Here is a 16,008-nt window from a genome sequence, read left to right as displayed (position 1 = left end):
AGTAGTTAGGATTGAATGTGAGCGAAGAATTATTGTTGCACCCAGATCGATTATTTAGTGCCGACCCAACACAACGAAGCATTGCTCGACGTTTATACCAAACCATCAAAGATCTGCCGATAGTGAGTCCACATGGACACACAGATCCTAAATGGTTTGCTCAAAATGAATGTTTTTCAAATGCGACAGAATTGTTGGTTAAGCCAGATCATTACCTACTAAGAATGTTATTTAGCCAAGGGATAACGCTTGAGTCACTAGGCATAGGTAAAAATCGTGAAGGTGTAGAATCTGACCCTAAAAAAAGTTGGAAGATATTTGCTGAGCATTATTATCTGTTTCAAGGCACTCCAACGAGCCTTTGGTTAGATTATGTATTTGTAAATGTGTTTAATTTGACTGAAAGATTATGTGCTGAAAATGCGGACAGCCATTACGACACTATTACGGCTTGTTTGCAGCAAGACGACTTTAAACCTAGAGCTTTGTTTGAACGTTTTAATATTGAAGTCATCGCAACAACTGAGTCAGCAATAGATGATCTCAGATACCATCAACAAATTTTAGACAGTGGATGGTCCGGTAAGATCATTACAGCTTTCCGACCTGATAATGTTATAGATCCCGAGTTTGAAGGTTTCGAAGAGAACTTATCAATACTTGCTGACATCACAGGCATCAATTTAGACACGTATTCTGGGTATTTAGAAAGTCTTAAAGTACGCCGCCAGTATTTTAAAAAAATGGGGGCAACCTCTACTGATCATGGCCATCCAACAGCTCGTACATTAGATTTAACTGAACAAGAATGTGATGCGCTTTATAGCAAAATTCGTTCGCAGCAATACAGCGGCGAAGAAGCCGACCAATTCCGCGCTCAATTATTAACAGAAATGGCAAAAATGAGTGTTGAAGATGGGTTGGTTATGCAGATACACCCTGGTGTTTACCGCAACCATAATCAAGTTTTATTTGACAATTTTGGCCGTGATAAAGGCGCTGATATTCCAGTTGCCACTGAGTATGTTGAGAATTTAAGACCGTTACTAAATAAGTTTGGTAACAATTCTAAATTCAGCGTCATTGTATTTACCTTAGATGAAACGACTTACGCTCGTGAATTGGCACCGTTAGCAGGACATTACCCTGCATTAAAAGTAGGGCCAGCTTGGTGGTTTAACGACAGTCCAGAAGGCATGAGACGTTATCGTCAACAAATTACTGAAACGGCAGGCTTTTATAATACTGTAGGTTTTAACGATGATACTCGTGCATTTTTATCTATACCTGCACGTCATGATGTTGCTCGTAGAATGGACTGTGTATTCTTGGCTGAGTTGGTTTCTGACCATCGTATTTCAGAGCAACAAGCGGAAAAAATTGCTTATGACCTGACTTATGGCTTAGTTAAAAAGGCGTATAAATTATAATGGAACAATTATTATCTTTATCCACATTAGACAAACTTAATCCTAATGTTAAAGGCCTAGCGTATGATAAAAACGCGGGCTCAGTGGGCATAGTGCATATAGGCATAGGTGCTTTTCATCGTGCTCATCAGGCGGTATTTACCAATGATTTAATTGCCTTGGGTGATAACCAATGGAAAATAACCGCGGTGAGTTTGCGTTCTGCTAATGTTAGAAATTTAATGCAGCCACAAGATAGTGTTTATTCGGTGGTCGAACGTTCTGATGAACAAGTTAGTGTAAGTTTAGTGGGTGCAATACAGGATGTATTGGTTGCTCCAGAGTCGCCGCAACAAGTGGTAGATGTAATTGCCAGTTCACAAACTAAAGTGGTGACGTTAACCGTAACTGAAAAAGGTTACTGCAGAGATAAAAGCGGATTGCATTTAGATTTAAACAATCCAGATATTCAAGCTGATTTAACTAGCTTAACTTCAGCCAAATCGTCACCAAAAACAATGCCTGGGTTTATTGTTGCAGCTTGTCAGAAAAGGCAATCTACAGGTGATAAATTAACGGTAGTGAGTTGTGATAATTTACCGTCTAATGGCTCAGTTACTAAAGCGGTGGTGCTAGAGTTTGCCGCAGCGCTCGACGGACAATTGGCGTCTTGGATAGAAAATAACGTTAGCTTTTGTAACTCAATGGTTGACCGTATTGTACCTGCGGTGTCAGGACAAGATGTATCCGATGTTGCAAACGTACTCGGATTAACAGATAAGAGTGTCGTGATCACAGAGCCATTTAAACAATGGGTGATTGAAGATAACTTTGCTTCTGACAAACCTCAATGGGATAAAGTAGGCGCGTTGTTTGTTAAAGACGTCACTGTTTATGAAGACATGAAATTAAGATTGTTAAACGGTGCGCATTCAACATTAGCTTATATTGGTTTTTTGATGGGGTATGAATATATTCACCAAGCGGTGACGGACAAAACCTGTTTGGCCTTTGTTAAAGCACTACATGCGGATGTATTAAAAACCGTAGAAGACGTACCTGGGATAGATTTAGAGGAATATGCGAGTACGATAATAGCGCGTTTTTCAAACTCCAAAGTTCCATATAAAACCACACAAGTCGCCACAGATGGCTCGCAAAAGTTAGCACAACGATTAATAAGTCCTGCAGAGATATTAAGTAAACAAGGGATTATTTCTAGACCTATTGCTTTAGTCGTTGCAAGCTGGTGTCGCTTTTTAGAAAGCGTAGACGAACAAGGTAATGCTTATACTGTGTCCGACCCATTGGCGGATGAGCTTGTTGGTATTGCTCAGCATAATAAAGCCGACGAAATAACCCAAGTTAAATTGATATTAGAAGAGTCAGGCATATGCAGTGATGCAATGTTGCAAGACAGCAACTTTATTGATCAAGTTAGGGTTTTCCTGAAAAGTATTCATGATAAGGGAATAGGGAATACGGTTAAGCAGTTTTTAGCACAGTAAAGTTAGATAAAATAACGTATCTAATGCGGTTATGTTTACCGAACTAGATACGTTTTTTGTTTATAACTTTATTTTACTAAACGGGTCATTATCAAAATAAGTTGATGCTGCTGCGGTCGCATTTTCAATATGTTTCTGCATGGCCGCTTTGGCTTTTTTCTCATCGCGTTTTTCTAATGCTGCCACAATAGTTTTATGATCTTGGATTGAAGGGTGAACGCCTTCAGCACGCAATCGCGAAGCAAATGCAGAACTTAAGTCAGATTTACTTCTTAATTCCCAAAGCCAGTTTACGACCGAGGAAATAGCACTGTTTTGGGTGGCTGATGCAATAATGTTATGGAATTTCCAATCAGATTTTTCAGATGCATCAGGGCGCTTTTCTTCTTCTTCCATCTCAGCAATAGCTTGTTTTAATTCAGCAATTTGATCATCAGTAATATGCCTAGCTGCTAATGCACAAGCTTCTGATTCAATAATTGCCCTAATTTCTAAAATCTCAAACGGGCCTATGCCTTTATCTTCTATTGCAAGGAAAGGCTTTTTAGCTGTTACATAAATACCAGAGCCAGTTCTAATTTCCACAATGCCTGATAACTCTAATGCGATCATTGCTTCTCTAATCGTCGGTCTACTAACGCTTAGTTTTTCAGCTAACTCTCTTTCAGAAGGTAGACGACTACCAGGTAAAATTAGGCCATCATTGACCAGTTGCGATAATTGAGCTGCAACTTTTACATAAAGTCTATCGGTTTTAATTGCTTGTAATTCCATATCCCTCTCACTGAAAACGGTTAACGCTGAGACAGTCTATAAGCCTTAGCTCAGTCAAACAAACATTTTATCAATCAACACACCAATATAGTTATTAAATTACTTGAAATTTATGGTTGCGTTATAAATGTTTTAGTTGGTAGTATGGAATGATGGTAAGGTGGCATGACCAATTATGCAAGTGTTAATTATGCAGTATAAAAATAAGTAGGTGAATAGTGAAAGTTGCGATAATAGGTGAATGTATGTTGGAGCTAAGTGCAGACTCTGAGAAAAGATACACGATGAGTTATGGCGGTGATACCTTAAATACCGCGATATATTATTCTCGGCTTGGTGGTAAAGCAGAGTACTTTACCGCATTAGGCGATGATATCTATAGCAATACTATGCTTGAACAGTGGCAAGCTGAAGGTGTGGGGATCTCTTATGTCCGAACCATAGCTAATCAAATGCCAGGTTTATACATTATTAACAATGATCAAAACGGCGAACGTTATTTCCATTATTGGCGTCAACATGCTCCAGCTCGGCAACTGATCAGTCAATTCCCAGATGTATTACATCAACTGCATACGTTTGACCTTATCTTCTTAAGCGGCATTACTTTATCGTTATATAACCAATCAGATTTACAACAACTATTTTCGTGTTTACAGCACTTCAGAGCTAAAGGTGGCATTGTGGTATTTGACAATAACTATCGTTTAAGAAACTGGAAAAGTGTAGATGATGCACAAGCTGTGTTTAAAACTATGATGGCACATACAGACATTGCCTTAATAAGTTTTGATGACGAAGTGTCTATGTATGGTGAGCATACGCCCGATGAATGTTTAGTTAAATGGATAAACGCTGGAGTCCGAGAAGTCGTGATAAAAAATGGAGAGTCAGGTTGTTTATTATATGTAAATGAACTCACCTCAACCATATCTTTACCGTCAGTTGTCAAACCTGTAGATACCACGGCAGCAGGTGATTCATTTAATGGTGCATATTTAGCGGCTAAGTTAAAGGGTAAGACGCCGCATCAATGTGTCAATGATGCGCAAATTTGTGCCAGTATCGTGATCATGCATAAAGGCGCCATTATAGATAAATCTATCGATTTAACAGGGGCTAATAATGTTTAAGGGAATGATTAAAAACGTAATACTTAAATCGATAACATTGCTAATGTTATCCAGTTTTTTATTTGGTTGTGAAAGTGAACAGCACCACAAAAAAACAATTCGTTTAGCTCATGGTTTAGATATTCAACATCCAGTTCATTTAGCATTAGTGTTTATGAATGAAGAATTACAACGTTTATCCGATGGTAAAATGGACTTAGTCATATTCCCATCGGGACAATTAGGCTCAGAACGTGAAATCTTAGAACTAATCCAAATTGGTAGCATGGGCATGACCAAAGTATCAGCTAGCTCTTTAGAAGCTTTTGTGCCAGAAATGAAAGTGTTTAGTTTGCCTTATTTGTTTGACGATAAAGATCACTTCTGGCACATATTATCAGGTGAAATCGGCCAACAACTGCTTGATGCAGGCACCCCATACCGAGTTAAAGGATTAGGTTATTTCGATGCTGGTAGTCGCAGTTTTTATACCACAGGTAATAAAGTCACTAAGCCAGATGATTTAGCCGGATTAAAAATTCGAGTGATGAATAGTCAAAGTGCAGTAGACATGGTTAATACCATGGGCGGTGCGGCCACGCCTGTTAGTTGGGGTGAGTTATATACTGCTCTACAGCAAGGTATCGTTGAAGGCGCAGAAAACAACCCACCGAGTTTTTTCTATTCTAAACATTACGAAGTCAGCAAATATTACCTGTTAGACGAACACACCTCTATTCCAGACGTTATTATTATAGGTACTCACATGTGGAATAACTTATCTGAACAGCAGCAGCAATGGTTATCCCAAGCTATGTCGGCAGCGACAGAATATCAAAAAGAGTTATGGGCACAGTCCACCGATATGGCATTACAAAAAGTACAAGAAGCGGGCGTGCAAGTTTTAACGGCCGACAAATCATTATTTCAAAAAAGTGTCGCGCCGATTTATAAAAAGTTTGAACAGACAAAATTTCAACCTTTGATCTCGGCGATTATCTCGAATAAGGGTAAACCATGAAGTTTATTAATGATTTAGTGAATAGATTAGATTCCGTGTTACGGGTTGTATTAGCCGTCATGATGGCTGCTTTAGTCGTGGACGTTACTTGGCAGGTATTAACCAGATTCATTTTGCCGCAACCTAGCTCTTTTACTGAGGAAGTTGCTCGTTTTTTATTGATATGGGTAAGTTTGTTAGGTGGGGCTTATGCGTACCGTGAACAGAGTCATTTAGGTTTTAATCTTCTAGTTAGAAACATGTCATTAAAAAATCAAGTGCGTATTCATAAGTTCTCTTGTGTGCTGGTGGCTATTTTTGCCATTCTGGTCTTGATAATAGGTGGCAGTAATTTAGTTTATTTAACTTGGTTGTTAGGTCAACACTCACCAGTACTAGATGTGCCAATGGCCTTTGTTTACACAGTGATCCCAGCAAGTGGTTTGTTGTTCTTGTTATATAGTTTGCACTTTTTTCTGCAAAATCCGCTAACCAATACTTCACCGGAGAGTAACGATGAGTAGTGCATTATTATTTGGTATTTTTACCATATTATTATTGATCAATTTACCAATAGCGTTAGCCATTATATTCGCTACGTTAGTGACTATGTTAGCTACCATAGACTCTTTGCCTGCGTTAACCACAATAGCGCAACGATTAGCGGCAGGTATTGATAGTTTTGCGTTATTAGCTATTCCATTTTTTATCGTCTCTGGATATTTAATGGGACAAGGTGGCATTGCGGCACGATTAATTGCTTTTGCTAAAGTATTAGTTGGTCGTTTGCCTGGTGGACTGGCGTTTGTAAATGTTATTTCTTGTGCTCTGTTTGGTTCAATCTCTGGTTCTGCCGTAGCGGCTACTTCAGCCATTGGTGGATTTATGATCCCAGCGATGAAAAAAGAAGGTTACGACAAACCGTTTAGTACGGCTGTCACTGTGACGGCTGCAACAACTGGGATGTTAATACCACCGAGCAACATCTTAATCATTTACTCTTTAGCCAGTGGTGGGGTATCCATTGCTGCTTTGTTCATTGCTGGTTATTTACCTGGGCTATTAGTGACCTTATTACTGATTGCGGCTAGTGCAATGTACGTGAGAAAGCAGGGTATTAAACCATTGGCAAGTGACCAAATTGAAGACTTTTGGCCCGCATTATTTGGTGCTATTCCAAGCTTGATGTTAATTGTACTTATTATTGGCGGTATTATTGGAGGTGTATTTACCCCGACCGAAGCGGGTGCCATTGCGGTTCTTTATTCTTTAATATTGTCGCTAGTTTTTTACAAACAATTAAAAGTTGAAGACTTATATCCACTGTTATTAAAAGCGGTTAATACCACAGCTATAGTAATGTTACTGATTGGCGCATCATCGGCCATGTCTTGGATGATGTCCTATGAGTCTATCCCTCAAACTCTAAGCGAAACATTATTGGATTTATCTGACAATCCGCTAGTTATTTTACTCATTATTAATTTGACCTTGTTGTTAATTGGCACCTTTATGGACATGACACCAGCAGTGTTAATCTTCACGCCTATATTTTTACCGGTAGCTGAGTCATTGGGGATTTCGCCACTGCATTTTGGCATCATGATGATCCTTAATTTATCCATAGGTTTGTGTACGCCTCCTGTGGGTAGTGTCTTATTTGTAGGCTGCAGTATAGGTAAAGTTAATATCAGTGAAATTATTAAACCTATTTTACCGCTATATGCGGCCATGATTGCAGCTTTGGTCCTGGTGACTATGTTCCCTGCCATTAGCGAATTTTTACCTCAACTTTTAGATTTAATTTAATCCTATTAAGGAAAAACTTATGAACTTAAAACGTTTTAAATGGCTATGTATTGTTCCTGCATTGGTTTCAACCACAGGCTTTGCTCAAAACAACTCAACTATTGATGTGGTCCCTTATCAAGCGCCTGTGGTGAGCGATATGTCTTTCTCATCATCATTAAAATCAGCTGATATTAAAAAAGTTGCAGATCAAGTAGCAGATTGGCAGTTAAGTCAGTTTGATATTCGCTCAAATATGATGAGACGTGAAGGTCGTGCTAGTGGTATTCCACAAGGATGGATGTACGCGACTTTTGATATTGGTTTATTAGCATGGGCTGATGTCACTAAGCAAAATGAATACAAACAAGCCACGATCAACATGGCTAAATTAAACGACTGGACCTTAGGACCTCGTGTTTATCATGCAGATGATCACGCGATTGGTAGTGTTTACATTGATTTATATGAACAAGATGGCGATAAATCAAAAATCGCTCATTTAACCTCTATGTTTGATCAAGTATTAGCGGCCCCTAAAAATACTTCTTTATTATTTGATGACGACAAAAAATTCAAAGAAGTCGCCAATGGGCGTGTATTCCACGATCCAATTTGTACCGTTCGTTGGTGTTGGGCTGACGCTATATTTATGGCCCCACCAGTTTGGACTAAATTAGCGGTACTAACGGGCAACAATGAGTACTTAGATTTCATGAATCAAGAGTTTTGGGCTACCACGGAATATTTGTTTAATACTGATGAACAATTGTATTTACGCGATAGTCGTTACTTTGATCGTAAAGATTCAAAAGGTCGTCTAATTTATTGGGGACGTGGTAATGGTTGGGTGTTAGCAGGTATCGCTCGCGTATTAGAAGCTATGCCACTGGATTACCAACATAGACAAAAATACGTTGATCTTTATACCTCAATGTCTGACCGTTTAATCAAATTACAACAAAAAGATGGTAGCTGGCCTTCATCATTGTTAGAAACTGAAACGAATTCAACGCCTGAATCTAGTGGTACAGGTTTATTGATTTATGCAATGGCTTGGGGCGTAAATAATGGTATTTTGCCAAAAACACAAACTAACTTAAAAGCGATTGATTTAGGTTGGCAGTCATTAGTGGATAGTGTGCAGCCAAACGGTAAATTAGGTTGGGTTCAACAGGTGGCCTTTGCACCGGGCTCAGCCACCAAAGATGATACCCAGTTATATGGCACCGGCGCATTATTATTAGCCGCAGCAGAAGTCTATAAATTAGTTAATACGGAACAAAAGTAATGAATGCTTATTTAGAAAATATGTTTGGCTTGGATAACAAAGTTGCCATAGTTACTGGGGCAACTCGTGGTTTAGGCCAAGCAATGGCATTAGCGCTTGGCGAATCTGGCGCAACAGTGGTCGTGGTTGGTTCTAAAGTGGATAACCTAAAGGATACAGTTGAGTTGTTGGCAGCAAAAAATATTAAACACTTGGCGTTAGGTTGTGATCAAGCGGATGGTGAGCAAATCAAACAAGTCGTTGCTGACACCATAGCCAAATTAGGCAAAGTTGATGTTTTGGTTAATAACGCTGGAACCATTAAACGCGCTCCTGCCCATGAATTTTCTGATGAAGATTGGATGGAAGTGATCAATGTAAACTTAAATGGTGTGTTCCGTTTTTGCCGTGAAGTGGGCAAACACATGTTGGAACAGAATTCAGGCAAGATCATTAATATAGCGTCTTTGTTAAGTTTTTCTGGTGGCATCACTGTGCCTGCATATGCAGCAAGTAAAGGCGGTGTAGCCCAGTTAACTAAAGCACTCGCGAATGAATGGGCAAATTCAAACATCCAGGTTAACGCAATTGCGCCTGGTTATTTTGAAACCGACAATACCTTTAACATACGACAAGACGAAGAAAGACAAAAAAGCATTTCGGCGCGGATCCCTGCTGGTAAATGGGGGCAGCCTGAAGATTTGGCTGGAGCCGTGGTATTTTTATCTAGTAATGCGTCGCAGTATGTAAATGGCCATGTGTTATTAGTTGATGGTGGATGGATGGCTCGTTAAGGGTTTTCTAAATGTTGCCAACTACCAAGGTTGGTAACAATTAATTATTTATAAGATAGGTTCAGGTATGTTTTTTAATTCTGACAATAAAATAGTAAAAAAGCTGTGTGTTCTTACTTTCTTAATTGGCTCTTTGTTTAATAATACACTGTTGGCACAAGAAAGTGACAGTTCACAACTGATTAACCAAGATTGGTCTTATTTAGAGAGTAATGTTGAAGATTTAACCAGTGCTAAAAAAGCGACAGCTTGGGTAAAAACGTCATTGCCACATACGTGGAATGCAACGGATACCGTAGATTCAACTCCAGGTTATCGCCGTGACGCAAGTTGGTATAAAAAACAGCTGATAATCAAAGATATGTCACCTAACAATAGATATAAACTCTATTTTGAAGGCGTTAATATGCAAGCCGAAGTATTTGTTAATGGCCAAAAAGCTATTACTCATATTGGTGGTTATTTAGGTTTTGAAGTTGAAGTAACAGAGCTATTAAATAAAAGTGGAAACAATGAGATTTATGTTCGTGCCAGTAACGAATATAACCCTAACTTAATCCCTTCTCAAAAATCAGACTTCTTTATTCATGGTGGTATCACTCGTGATGTTTGGTTAAAAACTTTACCGCTTAACTACATTGATTATATCCAAGTGGATACGCCAACGGTTAATGATGACATAGCGAAAACTAGTGTTAAAACTGAGTTGAATGCATTATCAGCCCAAAGCGCTACATTAGTTTATAAATTATTCGACCCTGCTGGTAATAAAGTTAGTTCACAGCATCAAACGATAAAGCTTCAGGAAGGCTCCCAAACTGTTGAGCTTGCGTTAACGGATGTAAAACAACCGCTATTATGGTCGCCTGATGCCCCTAACTTGTATCAATTGATAGTCTCTTTATTAAACAATAATAACCAAGTTATGCAAACCATTAATACACCAGTTGGTTTCCGTTGGTTTGAAATGCGTGCCAATAAAGGCTTTTTTGTAAACGGAAAAAAAATGTTAATTCGTGGTACCCATCGCCATGAAGAACATGCCGGTATTGGTGCTGCTATGCCAAACGAATTACATCGCCAAGATATGCAACAAATTAAAGACATGGGTGCTAACTTTGTTCGCCTAGGTCATTATCCTCAAGATCCAGAAGTATACAAAGCGGCTAATGAATTAGGGCTCGTTATTTGGGATGAACTGCCTTGGTGTCGTGGTGGTATGGGTGGCGAAGAATGGCAAGCCAATACTCAGTCGTTGTTAGAGCGTCAAATCAAACAAAACCGTAATCATCCAAGCATCGCATTTTGGTCTTTAGGTAATGAAATGTACTGGGAAGAAGACTTTCCAGGTGGTGGTGACGCTGAAAAGATCACGCCGTATTTAGTTAAATTAAATAAGATAGCAAAACAAGCAGATCCTAGCCGTATTACCACTATCAGAAAATACTACCCGGGTGCTGAAGTCGTAGATGCATTCTCTCCATCAATATGGGCCGGTTGGTATGGCGGTGCATATGGTCAATATGCAAAAGCTATTGAATCTTCCATGGAAAAATATCCAACATTCTTACATATGGAATACGGCGCATCTAGTCATGTGGGCCGACATACTGAAACACCGATTACTAAAGAAGGTATGCAAGGTGCGCAAGTGTCTGTTGCGGAAGCAATGAATCAAGCTGTCGTACAAAGTGTGGCGAAAGACAGTGACTGGAATGAAAACTACGCAGTAGATTTATTTGATTGGCATACCATAGTTGCTGAAACGACTGCCAATTTTGCCGGAAACGCACAATGGGCATTTAAAGACTTTGGCACGCCATTACGTCCAGAAAATCCTATTCCGTATATGAATCAAAAAGGGCTAGTGGACAGGAATGGTAAACCAAAAGATGCGTATTATGTGTTTGCCAGTCATTGGTCCAAAACCCCCTTTTGTTATATAGAGTCAGAGACTTGGACACACAGGAATGGGCCAAAAGAAGGCAGAGATGTAAGTGTTTATTGTAATACTGAATCGGCAGAGTTGTTTTTAAATGGCAATAGTTTGGGGGAGAAGCAACGTAATGCAACTACGTTCCCTGCTGGTGGTTTAGTGTGGAAAGTGCCATTTGTGCAAGGTGATAATACCCTTTCTGTTGTTGGTCGAACTCCTAATGTTGAAGATGCTAAACATCAAATATCAGTTAATTATTTAATTGGTGAACATGGCAAGGTTGATAAAATTGCTTTATCCGTTAAAAAACTGGCAAACGGTAACCAACTAATTGAAGCGCAAGCCATCGATGAAAATGGTAATCGAGTATTAGATTACAACAAACGCAGTTACTTTTTTAATATGACCAGTCATGGGAAGTTAATAGAGAATCAAGGCACTCCTACCGGCAGTAGTATTATAGAAATGGCTAGTGGTTATGCCGCTATTGAGTTTGTTTCCGGTGCCAAACCAACCACTATTGAATATAGGAATCAAAATGTGAAAGGTGTCTATATAGACGTAAAATAATTAATTGCGTTATGCAAAAAATGGCCAACTAAGTTTGGCCATTTTTTTGTGAAAAATTACACTGGTAAAGTGGCATTACCAATTTGCATGATGTATATTATTGATCAACTTATGTAACAGTACGAGCAATCTCATGTTTAAAAGAGTTAGAAAAAAAATATTGTGTATTAGTAGTGCCTTCGTTCTTTTTTCAGCGGTCTCACACAGTGATGCGGTTAATGTCGATTGGCCGTATTATTCGTTTAACGTGACAAATACGTTAAACCAAGATCGTGATGATTTGATTTGCATTGAGCAAAGCCAAGCAAACTTTTTAATCACAAAAAAACATGCCTATCTAGTTACTATTGAGGGTAAACAAGTACCTAGCCAGGTGGCTCCTTGTTCAATAGCCAATGAATCACTAGGTTTGTTAGTCAAACAAGCTTTAACCGCTAAACAAAGCTCAAAATTGAACGTTTATGTAAATACGCAAGCTACTTTATCTAGCCAGCATCAAGTTCCTTATACCTATGCAGAACTTCAGGTAAGAGTCGGAGGGCAGTGGCAACAAGACAAATTAGCTGGTGGTCAATATGTACCGGTAGAATCATACCAGTTACCAGATGATCATACGGTGGGCAATCGTTTGTTTAAATATGAAGGGCTAGGTTGGGAATCTGAATCTATGGCCTATCGCTATTATTTTGATCACCGCGGTTCTATCGATATTTTTGCCAAACAAAAAAATGGTTTGGTACTAGAGAACGTTGGTATTGATGGCGATGATTATCATGTATTAGATGATTGGGGTTTAGATGTCTTAAAAGTAGGCCCTTCTTTAGGATTAGGTGGTATTGCCGCTTGGCAAAATAACACTGTATTTGGTGCTAATAAGTTTGACCAGTTATCCACCACAATCAATAGTGGAAACTTAACTTCTGACGTTAGGTTAACGTATCAAAATTGGCAGGTGGCTGATAATAACGGTGATTTAGATTTAACCTTAAGCATTAACGCCAATACGTCGCTAACTCGAGTTAAAGCTCAAACGTTAGCACCAATACCTCAGTTTGCTACTGGCATTGTAAAACATGACGTTGATGTGATTAAAAAAGTAAACAATGAAAGCACTTGGTCAGTATTAGCTACTTGGGGCAAACAAAGCTTAAACAAAGATAATTTAGGCATGGCTATTTTCTTTAAGACCAGCCAACTAGAAAAACTGACACAAGATAAATACAACGAGTTAGTTGTATTTAAACCAACAAATGCGCCACTGTATTATTACTTCTCAGCCAATTGGCAAGCTGCGCCAAAAGGTGCAAACACCAAACAACAATATATCGAAGACTTAGATAAAACATTGGCGTTATTAAATAACCCAATTCATGTCTCGCAGAAATAACAAATTTATATACTGAATTAATTTAAGGAAACATCATGAAATTTATGTTCTCAGCCGATATTAGAAGCTACAAAAACATGCGTAATGATGAATTACGTGAAGCCTTTGTAACCGAACCTCTGTTCCAAGCGGGTGAAATTGTATTGGTTTATACCGATGTTGACCGTGGTTTAGTGGGTGGCATAGTGCCACAAGATAAACCTATTTTATTACCAACTCATAAAGAGTTGGCTGCTGATTATTTTTGTCAACGCCGTGAAGCCGGTGTAATAAACATTGGTGGTGAAGGCAGTATTAATGTTGATGGCACCGATTACGCTATGGCTAATCGTGATAGTTTATATATAGCTAAAGAAAGCCAAAAAATTGAGTTTTCATCAAATGATGCAAACAATCCTGCTAAGTTTTATTTAGTTTCTTATCCAGCGCATCGTGTTACTAAAACAGTGCATGTACCAAAAAGTGCAGCGAAATACATCGCACTTGGCTCACAAGAAACATCAAATGAACGTGTGATTTTCCAGTCAATTCGCCCAGGAATTGTGGATAGTTGCCAGTTAGTGATGGGTATTACTGAATTGAAAACGGGCAGTGTTTGGAATACCAAACCACCTCATACTCACTTTAGACGTACAGAAATATATATGTACTTTGACTTACCACAAGATGAAAAAGTATTTCATCTAATGGGTGAACCATCTGAGGTACGTACACTTCCAATTGATTCAGAAACCGCCATTGCTTCACCAAGTTGGTCAATTCACAGTGGTGTTGGTACTTCAAACTATAGCTTTATATGGGCTATGGGCGGAGAGAACCAAGAGTTTGACGACATGGATCATTTAAAGGTTACGGACTTACGTTAATCCTCAAGCTAATAAAGCCAAATGGTTTTGTTAGCTATGTGTTAACGGCAGACAACACCTATTAAATATCAATTAATTCAATTGGTATAAACCTGTTCAAATAAACCTAACTAGCATTTTAGCCAAAATGCTAGGAGGTTTTTTGCGACCAAAATTTGAGAGAGAATATGAAAATAATAGCCTTTCCAAAAGAGCAGCACGTCGGTGAAAACCGTACAGCGTTGTTACCGGCCAATGTAAAAGCGTATACCTTAATGGGCGCTCAAGTCTTAATCGAGAGTGGTTTAGGAGATAATATATTTATCACAGACCAAGATTATGTAGACGCTGGTGCAAAGGTAGCTGAGTCACGTGAAACCTTACTCAAACAAGCTGACATAATTTTATCTATCCATAAATTACCGCAGCAAGAGCTAAGTAATTGCCAAAATAATAAAGCCATTTTGGTTAGTTTCTTAGACCCGTTTAATGGGGCTGATTACGTAAAAACATTATGTGAACACAAACTCACTAGCATCAGTATGGAAATGATCCCGCGTATTAGTCGTTGTCAAAAAATGGATGCACTTAGCTCCCAAGCTAGCTTGGCTGGGTATGTCATGGTAGCCAAAGGGGTTAATGCGTTAGCGTCGGTTCTACCAATGATGATGACACCTGCAGGCACCATCAAACCTGCCAAAGTATTTGTCATAGGCGCTGGTGTTGCAGGATTGCAAGCCATAGCAACGGCTAAACGTTTGGGCGCTGCAGTGACTGCATTTGATACTCGTACTGTGGTTGCAGAACAAGTTCAGTCGTTAGGGGCAAAGTTTTTAGAGATTGATTTGGGTGAGACAGGCCAAACTGGTCAAGGATATGCCCAAGTATTAACCGCAGAACAAATGCAAATACAGCAAAGAGAGCAAGCAAAGTGTATTGCTGATTCAGACATAGTGATCACAACAGCTCAATTATTTGGACGTAAACCACCGCAATTAATTAACAAAGACACCATTAAGCTGATGAAACCCGGCAGCGTAATTGTTGATATGGCAGCGGAAAGTGGTGGCAATGTTGAAGGTTCAGTTGCAGGCCAAACAGTGAGTATACATAACGTGAAAGTTGTTGGTACAGGTAACTGGTCAAATGAAGTCGCCAAAGATGCATCTCAAATGTATGGCAACAACTTATTTAATTTAATCAGCGAATGTTGGGACAAAGAGCAGGCTGAATTCAACCTTGATTTAACCGATGAAATTTTACAAAACGCAGTGATCACATATCAAGGCGATGTGGTTAATGACGTTATTAAACAACATTTAAATAAGGAAACCGCGTAATGATTGCTATCTACTTATTATTCATTTTAATGCTGTCGGTGTTTGTTGGATTTGAATTGATCCGCAAAGTACCCGCTACCTTGCATACACCTTTAATGTCAGGGGCTAATGCTATTTCTGGTATTACCTTAATCGGCGCATTAAGTATGGCCGGTGGTGAATCGGGACAGTGGGCGACTTGGTTGGGGGCTGCGGCTGCTTTTTTTGCCACCGTGAATGTTGTGGGTGGTTATATGGTTACAGATCGTATGTTAGCCATGTTTAAGAAACGATAG

At 39.1% G+C, this 16,008-nt stretch carries 14 protein-coding genes; 13 read left to right on the top strand and 1 reads right to left on the bottom strand.

The annotated features are described in order from the left end of the window. Positions 1-17 precede the first annotated feature (17 nt). On the top strand, positions 18-1,430 hold the full coding sequence (uxaC, locus tag KO505_RS15705) for a glucuronate isomerase (protein ID WP_216056399.1): 1,413 nt from the start codon (positions 18-20) through the stop codon (positions 1,428-1,430). Continuing rightward, positions 1,430-2,917: a mannitol dehydrogenase family protein gene (locus tag KO505_RS15700; RefSeq protein WP_216056398.1), complete on the top strand. Its 1,488-nt coding sequence runs from the start codon at positions 1,430-1,432 to the stop codon at positions 2,915-2,917. The genes uxaC and KO505_RS15700 overlap by 1 nt, the downstream gene beginning before the upstream one ends. Positions 2,918-2,977: 60 nt before the next feature. Here the strand turns inward: KO505_RS15700 and KO505_RS15695 are convergent, their stop codons facing one another. Then, positions 2,978-3,691 (bottom strand): FadR/GntR family transcriptional regulator, encoded by a 714-nt coding sequence (locus KO505_RS15695; protein WP_216056397.1) that lies wholly within the window; start codon positions 3,689-3,691, stop codon positions 2,978-2,980. A gap of 218 nt (positions 3,692-3,909) precedes the next feature. Between KO505_RS15695 and KO505_RS15690 the strand changes: the two genes are divergently transcribed. From KO505_RS15690 to KO505_RS15640, 11 genes are all read left to right on the top strand, one after another. Continuing rightward, positions 3,910-4,824 carry a sugar kinase gene (locus tag KO505_RS15690; protein WP_216056396.1) on the top strand — a complete coding sequence of 305 codons (915 nt, stop codon included), beginning with the start codon at positions 3,910-3,912 and terminating at the stop codon, positions 4,822-4,824. After that, complete coding sequence (locus tag KO505_RS15685; RefSeq protein ID WP_252731827.1) at positions 4,817-5,824, top strand: TRAP transporter substrate-binding protein; 1,008 nt, start codon at positions 4,817-4,819, stop codon at positions 5,822-5,824. Before KO505_RS15690 ends, KO505_RS15685 begins: the two co-directional genes overlap by 8 nt. Then, positions 5,821-6,327, top strand: coding sequence for a TRAP transporter small permease (locus KO505_RS15680; RefSeq protein ID WP_216056395.1), 507 nt, complete (start codon positions 5,821-5,823; stop codon positions 6,325-6,327). The genes KO505_RS15685 and KO505_RS15680 overlap by 4 nt, the downstream gene beginning before the upstream one ends. Further along, on the top strand, positions 6,320-7,612 hold the full coding sequence (locus KO505_RS15675; RefSeq protein ID WP_216056394.1) for a TRAP transporter large permease: 1,293 nt from the start codon (positions 6,320-6,322) through the stop codon (positions 7,610-7,612). Before KO505_RS15680 ends, KO505_RS15675 begins: the two co-directional genes overlap by 8 nt. Before the next feature lie 19 nt (positions 7,613-7,631). Further along, a complete protein-coding gene (locus KO505_RS15670; RefSeq protein WP_216056393.1) occupies positions 7,632-8,882 on the top strand; it encodes a glycoside hydrolase family 105 protein in 1,251 nt (416 codons plus the stop codon). Further along, on the top strand, positions 8,882-9,655 hold the full coding sequence (locus tag KO505_RS15665) for a glucose 1-dehydrogenase (RefSeq protein ID WP_216056392.1): 774 nt from the start codon (positions 8,882-8,884) through the stop codon (positions 9,653-9,655). Before KO505_RS15670 ends, KO505_RS15665 begins: the two co-directional genes overlap by 1 nt. 67 nt (positions 9,656-9,722) lie before the next feature. Continuing rightward, on the top strand, positions 9,723-12,161 hold the full coding sequence (locus KO505_RS15660; RefSeq protein WP_216056391.1) for a glycoside hydrolase family 2 TIM barrel-domain containing protein: 2,439 nt from the start codon (positions 9,723-9,725) through the stop codon (positions 12,159-12,161). Between the two features lie 133 nt (positions 12,162-12,294). Beyond that, complete coding sequence (locus KO505_RS15655) at positions 12,295-13,548, top strand: DUF4861 family protein (RefSeq protein ID WP_216056390.1); 1,254 nt, start codon at positions 12,295-12,297, stop codon at positions 13,546-13,548. 35 nt (positions 13,549-13,583) lie between these two features. Next, complete coding sequence (kduI, locus tag KO505_RS15650) at positions 13,584-14,414, top strand: 5-dehydro-4-deoxy-D-glucuronate isomerase (protein WP_216056389.1); 831 nt, start codon at positions 13,584-13,586, stop codon at positions 14,412-14,414. Positions 14,415-14,581: 167 nt separating this feature from the next. Continuing rightward, a complete protein-coding gene (locus KO505_RS15645; RefSeq protein ID WP_216056388.1) occupies positions 14,582-15,733 on the top strand; it encodes an NAD(P) transhydrogenase subunit alpha in 1,152 nt (383 codons plus the stop codon). Next, positions 15,733-16,008 (top strand): NAD(P) transhydrogenase subunit alpha, encoded by a 276-nt coding sequence (locus tag KO505_RS15640; protein WP_216056387.1) that lies wholly within the window; start codon positions 15,733-15,735, stop codon positions 16,006-16,008. Before KO505_RS15645 ends, KO505_RS15640 begins: the two co-directional genes overlap by 1 nt.

The sequence above is a fragment of the Psychrosphaera sp. F3M07 genome (assembly GCF_018860345.1).
Lineage (GTDB): Bacteria > Pseudomonadota > Gammaproteobacteria > Enterobacterales > Alteromonadaceae > Psychrosphaera > Psychrosphaera aquimarina.
Note: the sequence above shows the minus strand (reverse complement) of the source record. Positions and strands in the feature narration are given on the sequence as shown.

What these genes read in the sequence shown, in the direction of transcription:
- KO505_RS15700 (WP_216056398.1), top strand. Translation starts at nt 1,430, where the DNA reads ATGGAACAATTATTATCTTTATCCACATTAGACAAACTTAATCCTAAT.
- KO505_RS15695 (WP_216056397.1), bottom strand. Translation starts at nt 3,691, where the DNA reads ATGGAATTACAAGCAATTAAAACCGATAGACTTTATGTAAAAGTTGCA.
- KO505_RS15685 (WP_252731827.1), top strand. Translation starts at nt 4,817, where the DNA reads ATGTTTAAGGGAATGATTAAAAACGTAATACTTAAATCGATAACATTG.
- KO505_RS15680 (WP_216056395.1), top strand. Translation starts at nt 5,821, where the DNA reads ATGAAGTTTATTAATGATTTAGTGAATAGATTAGATTCCGTGTTACGG.
- KO505_RS15675 (WP_216056394.1), top strand. Translation starts at nt 6,320, where the DNA reads ATGAGTAGTGCATTATTATTTGGTATTTTTACCATATTATTATTGATC.
- KO505_RS15670 (WP_216056393.1), top strand. Translation starts at nt 7,632, where the DNA reads ATGAACTTAAAACGTTTTAAATGGCTATGTATTGTTCCTGCATTGGTT.
- KO505_RS15665 (WP_216056392.1), top strand. Translation starts at nt 8,882, where the DNA reads ATGAATGCTTATTTAGAAAATATGTTTGGCTTGGATAACAAAGTTGCC.
- KO505_RS15660 (WP_216056391.1), top strand. Translation starts at nt 9,723, where the DNA reads ATGTTTTTTAATTCTGACAATAAAATAGTAAAAAAGCTGTGTGTTCTT.
- KO505_RS15655 (WP_216056390.1), top strand. Translation starts at nt 12,295, where the DNA reads ATGTTTAAAAGAGTTAGAAAAAAAATATTGTGTATTAGTAGTGCCTTC.
- kduI (WP_216056389.1), top strand. Translation starts at nt 13,584, where the DNA reads ATGAAATTTATGTTCTCAGCCGATATTAGAAGCTACAAAAACATGCGT.
- KO505_RS15645 (WP_216056388.1), top strand. Translation starts at nt 14,582, where the DNA reads ATGAAAATAATAGCCTTTCCAAAAGAGCAGCACGTCGGTGAAAACCGT.
- KO505_RS15640 (WP_216056387.1), top strand. Translation starts at nt 15,733, where the DNA reads ATGATTGCTATCTACTTATTATTCATTTTAATGCTGTCGGTGTTTGTT.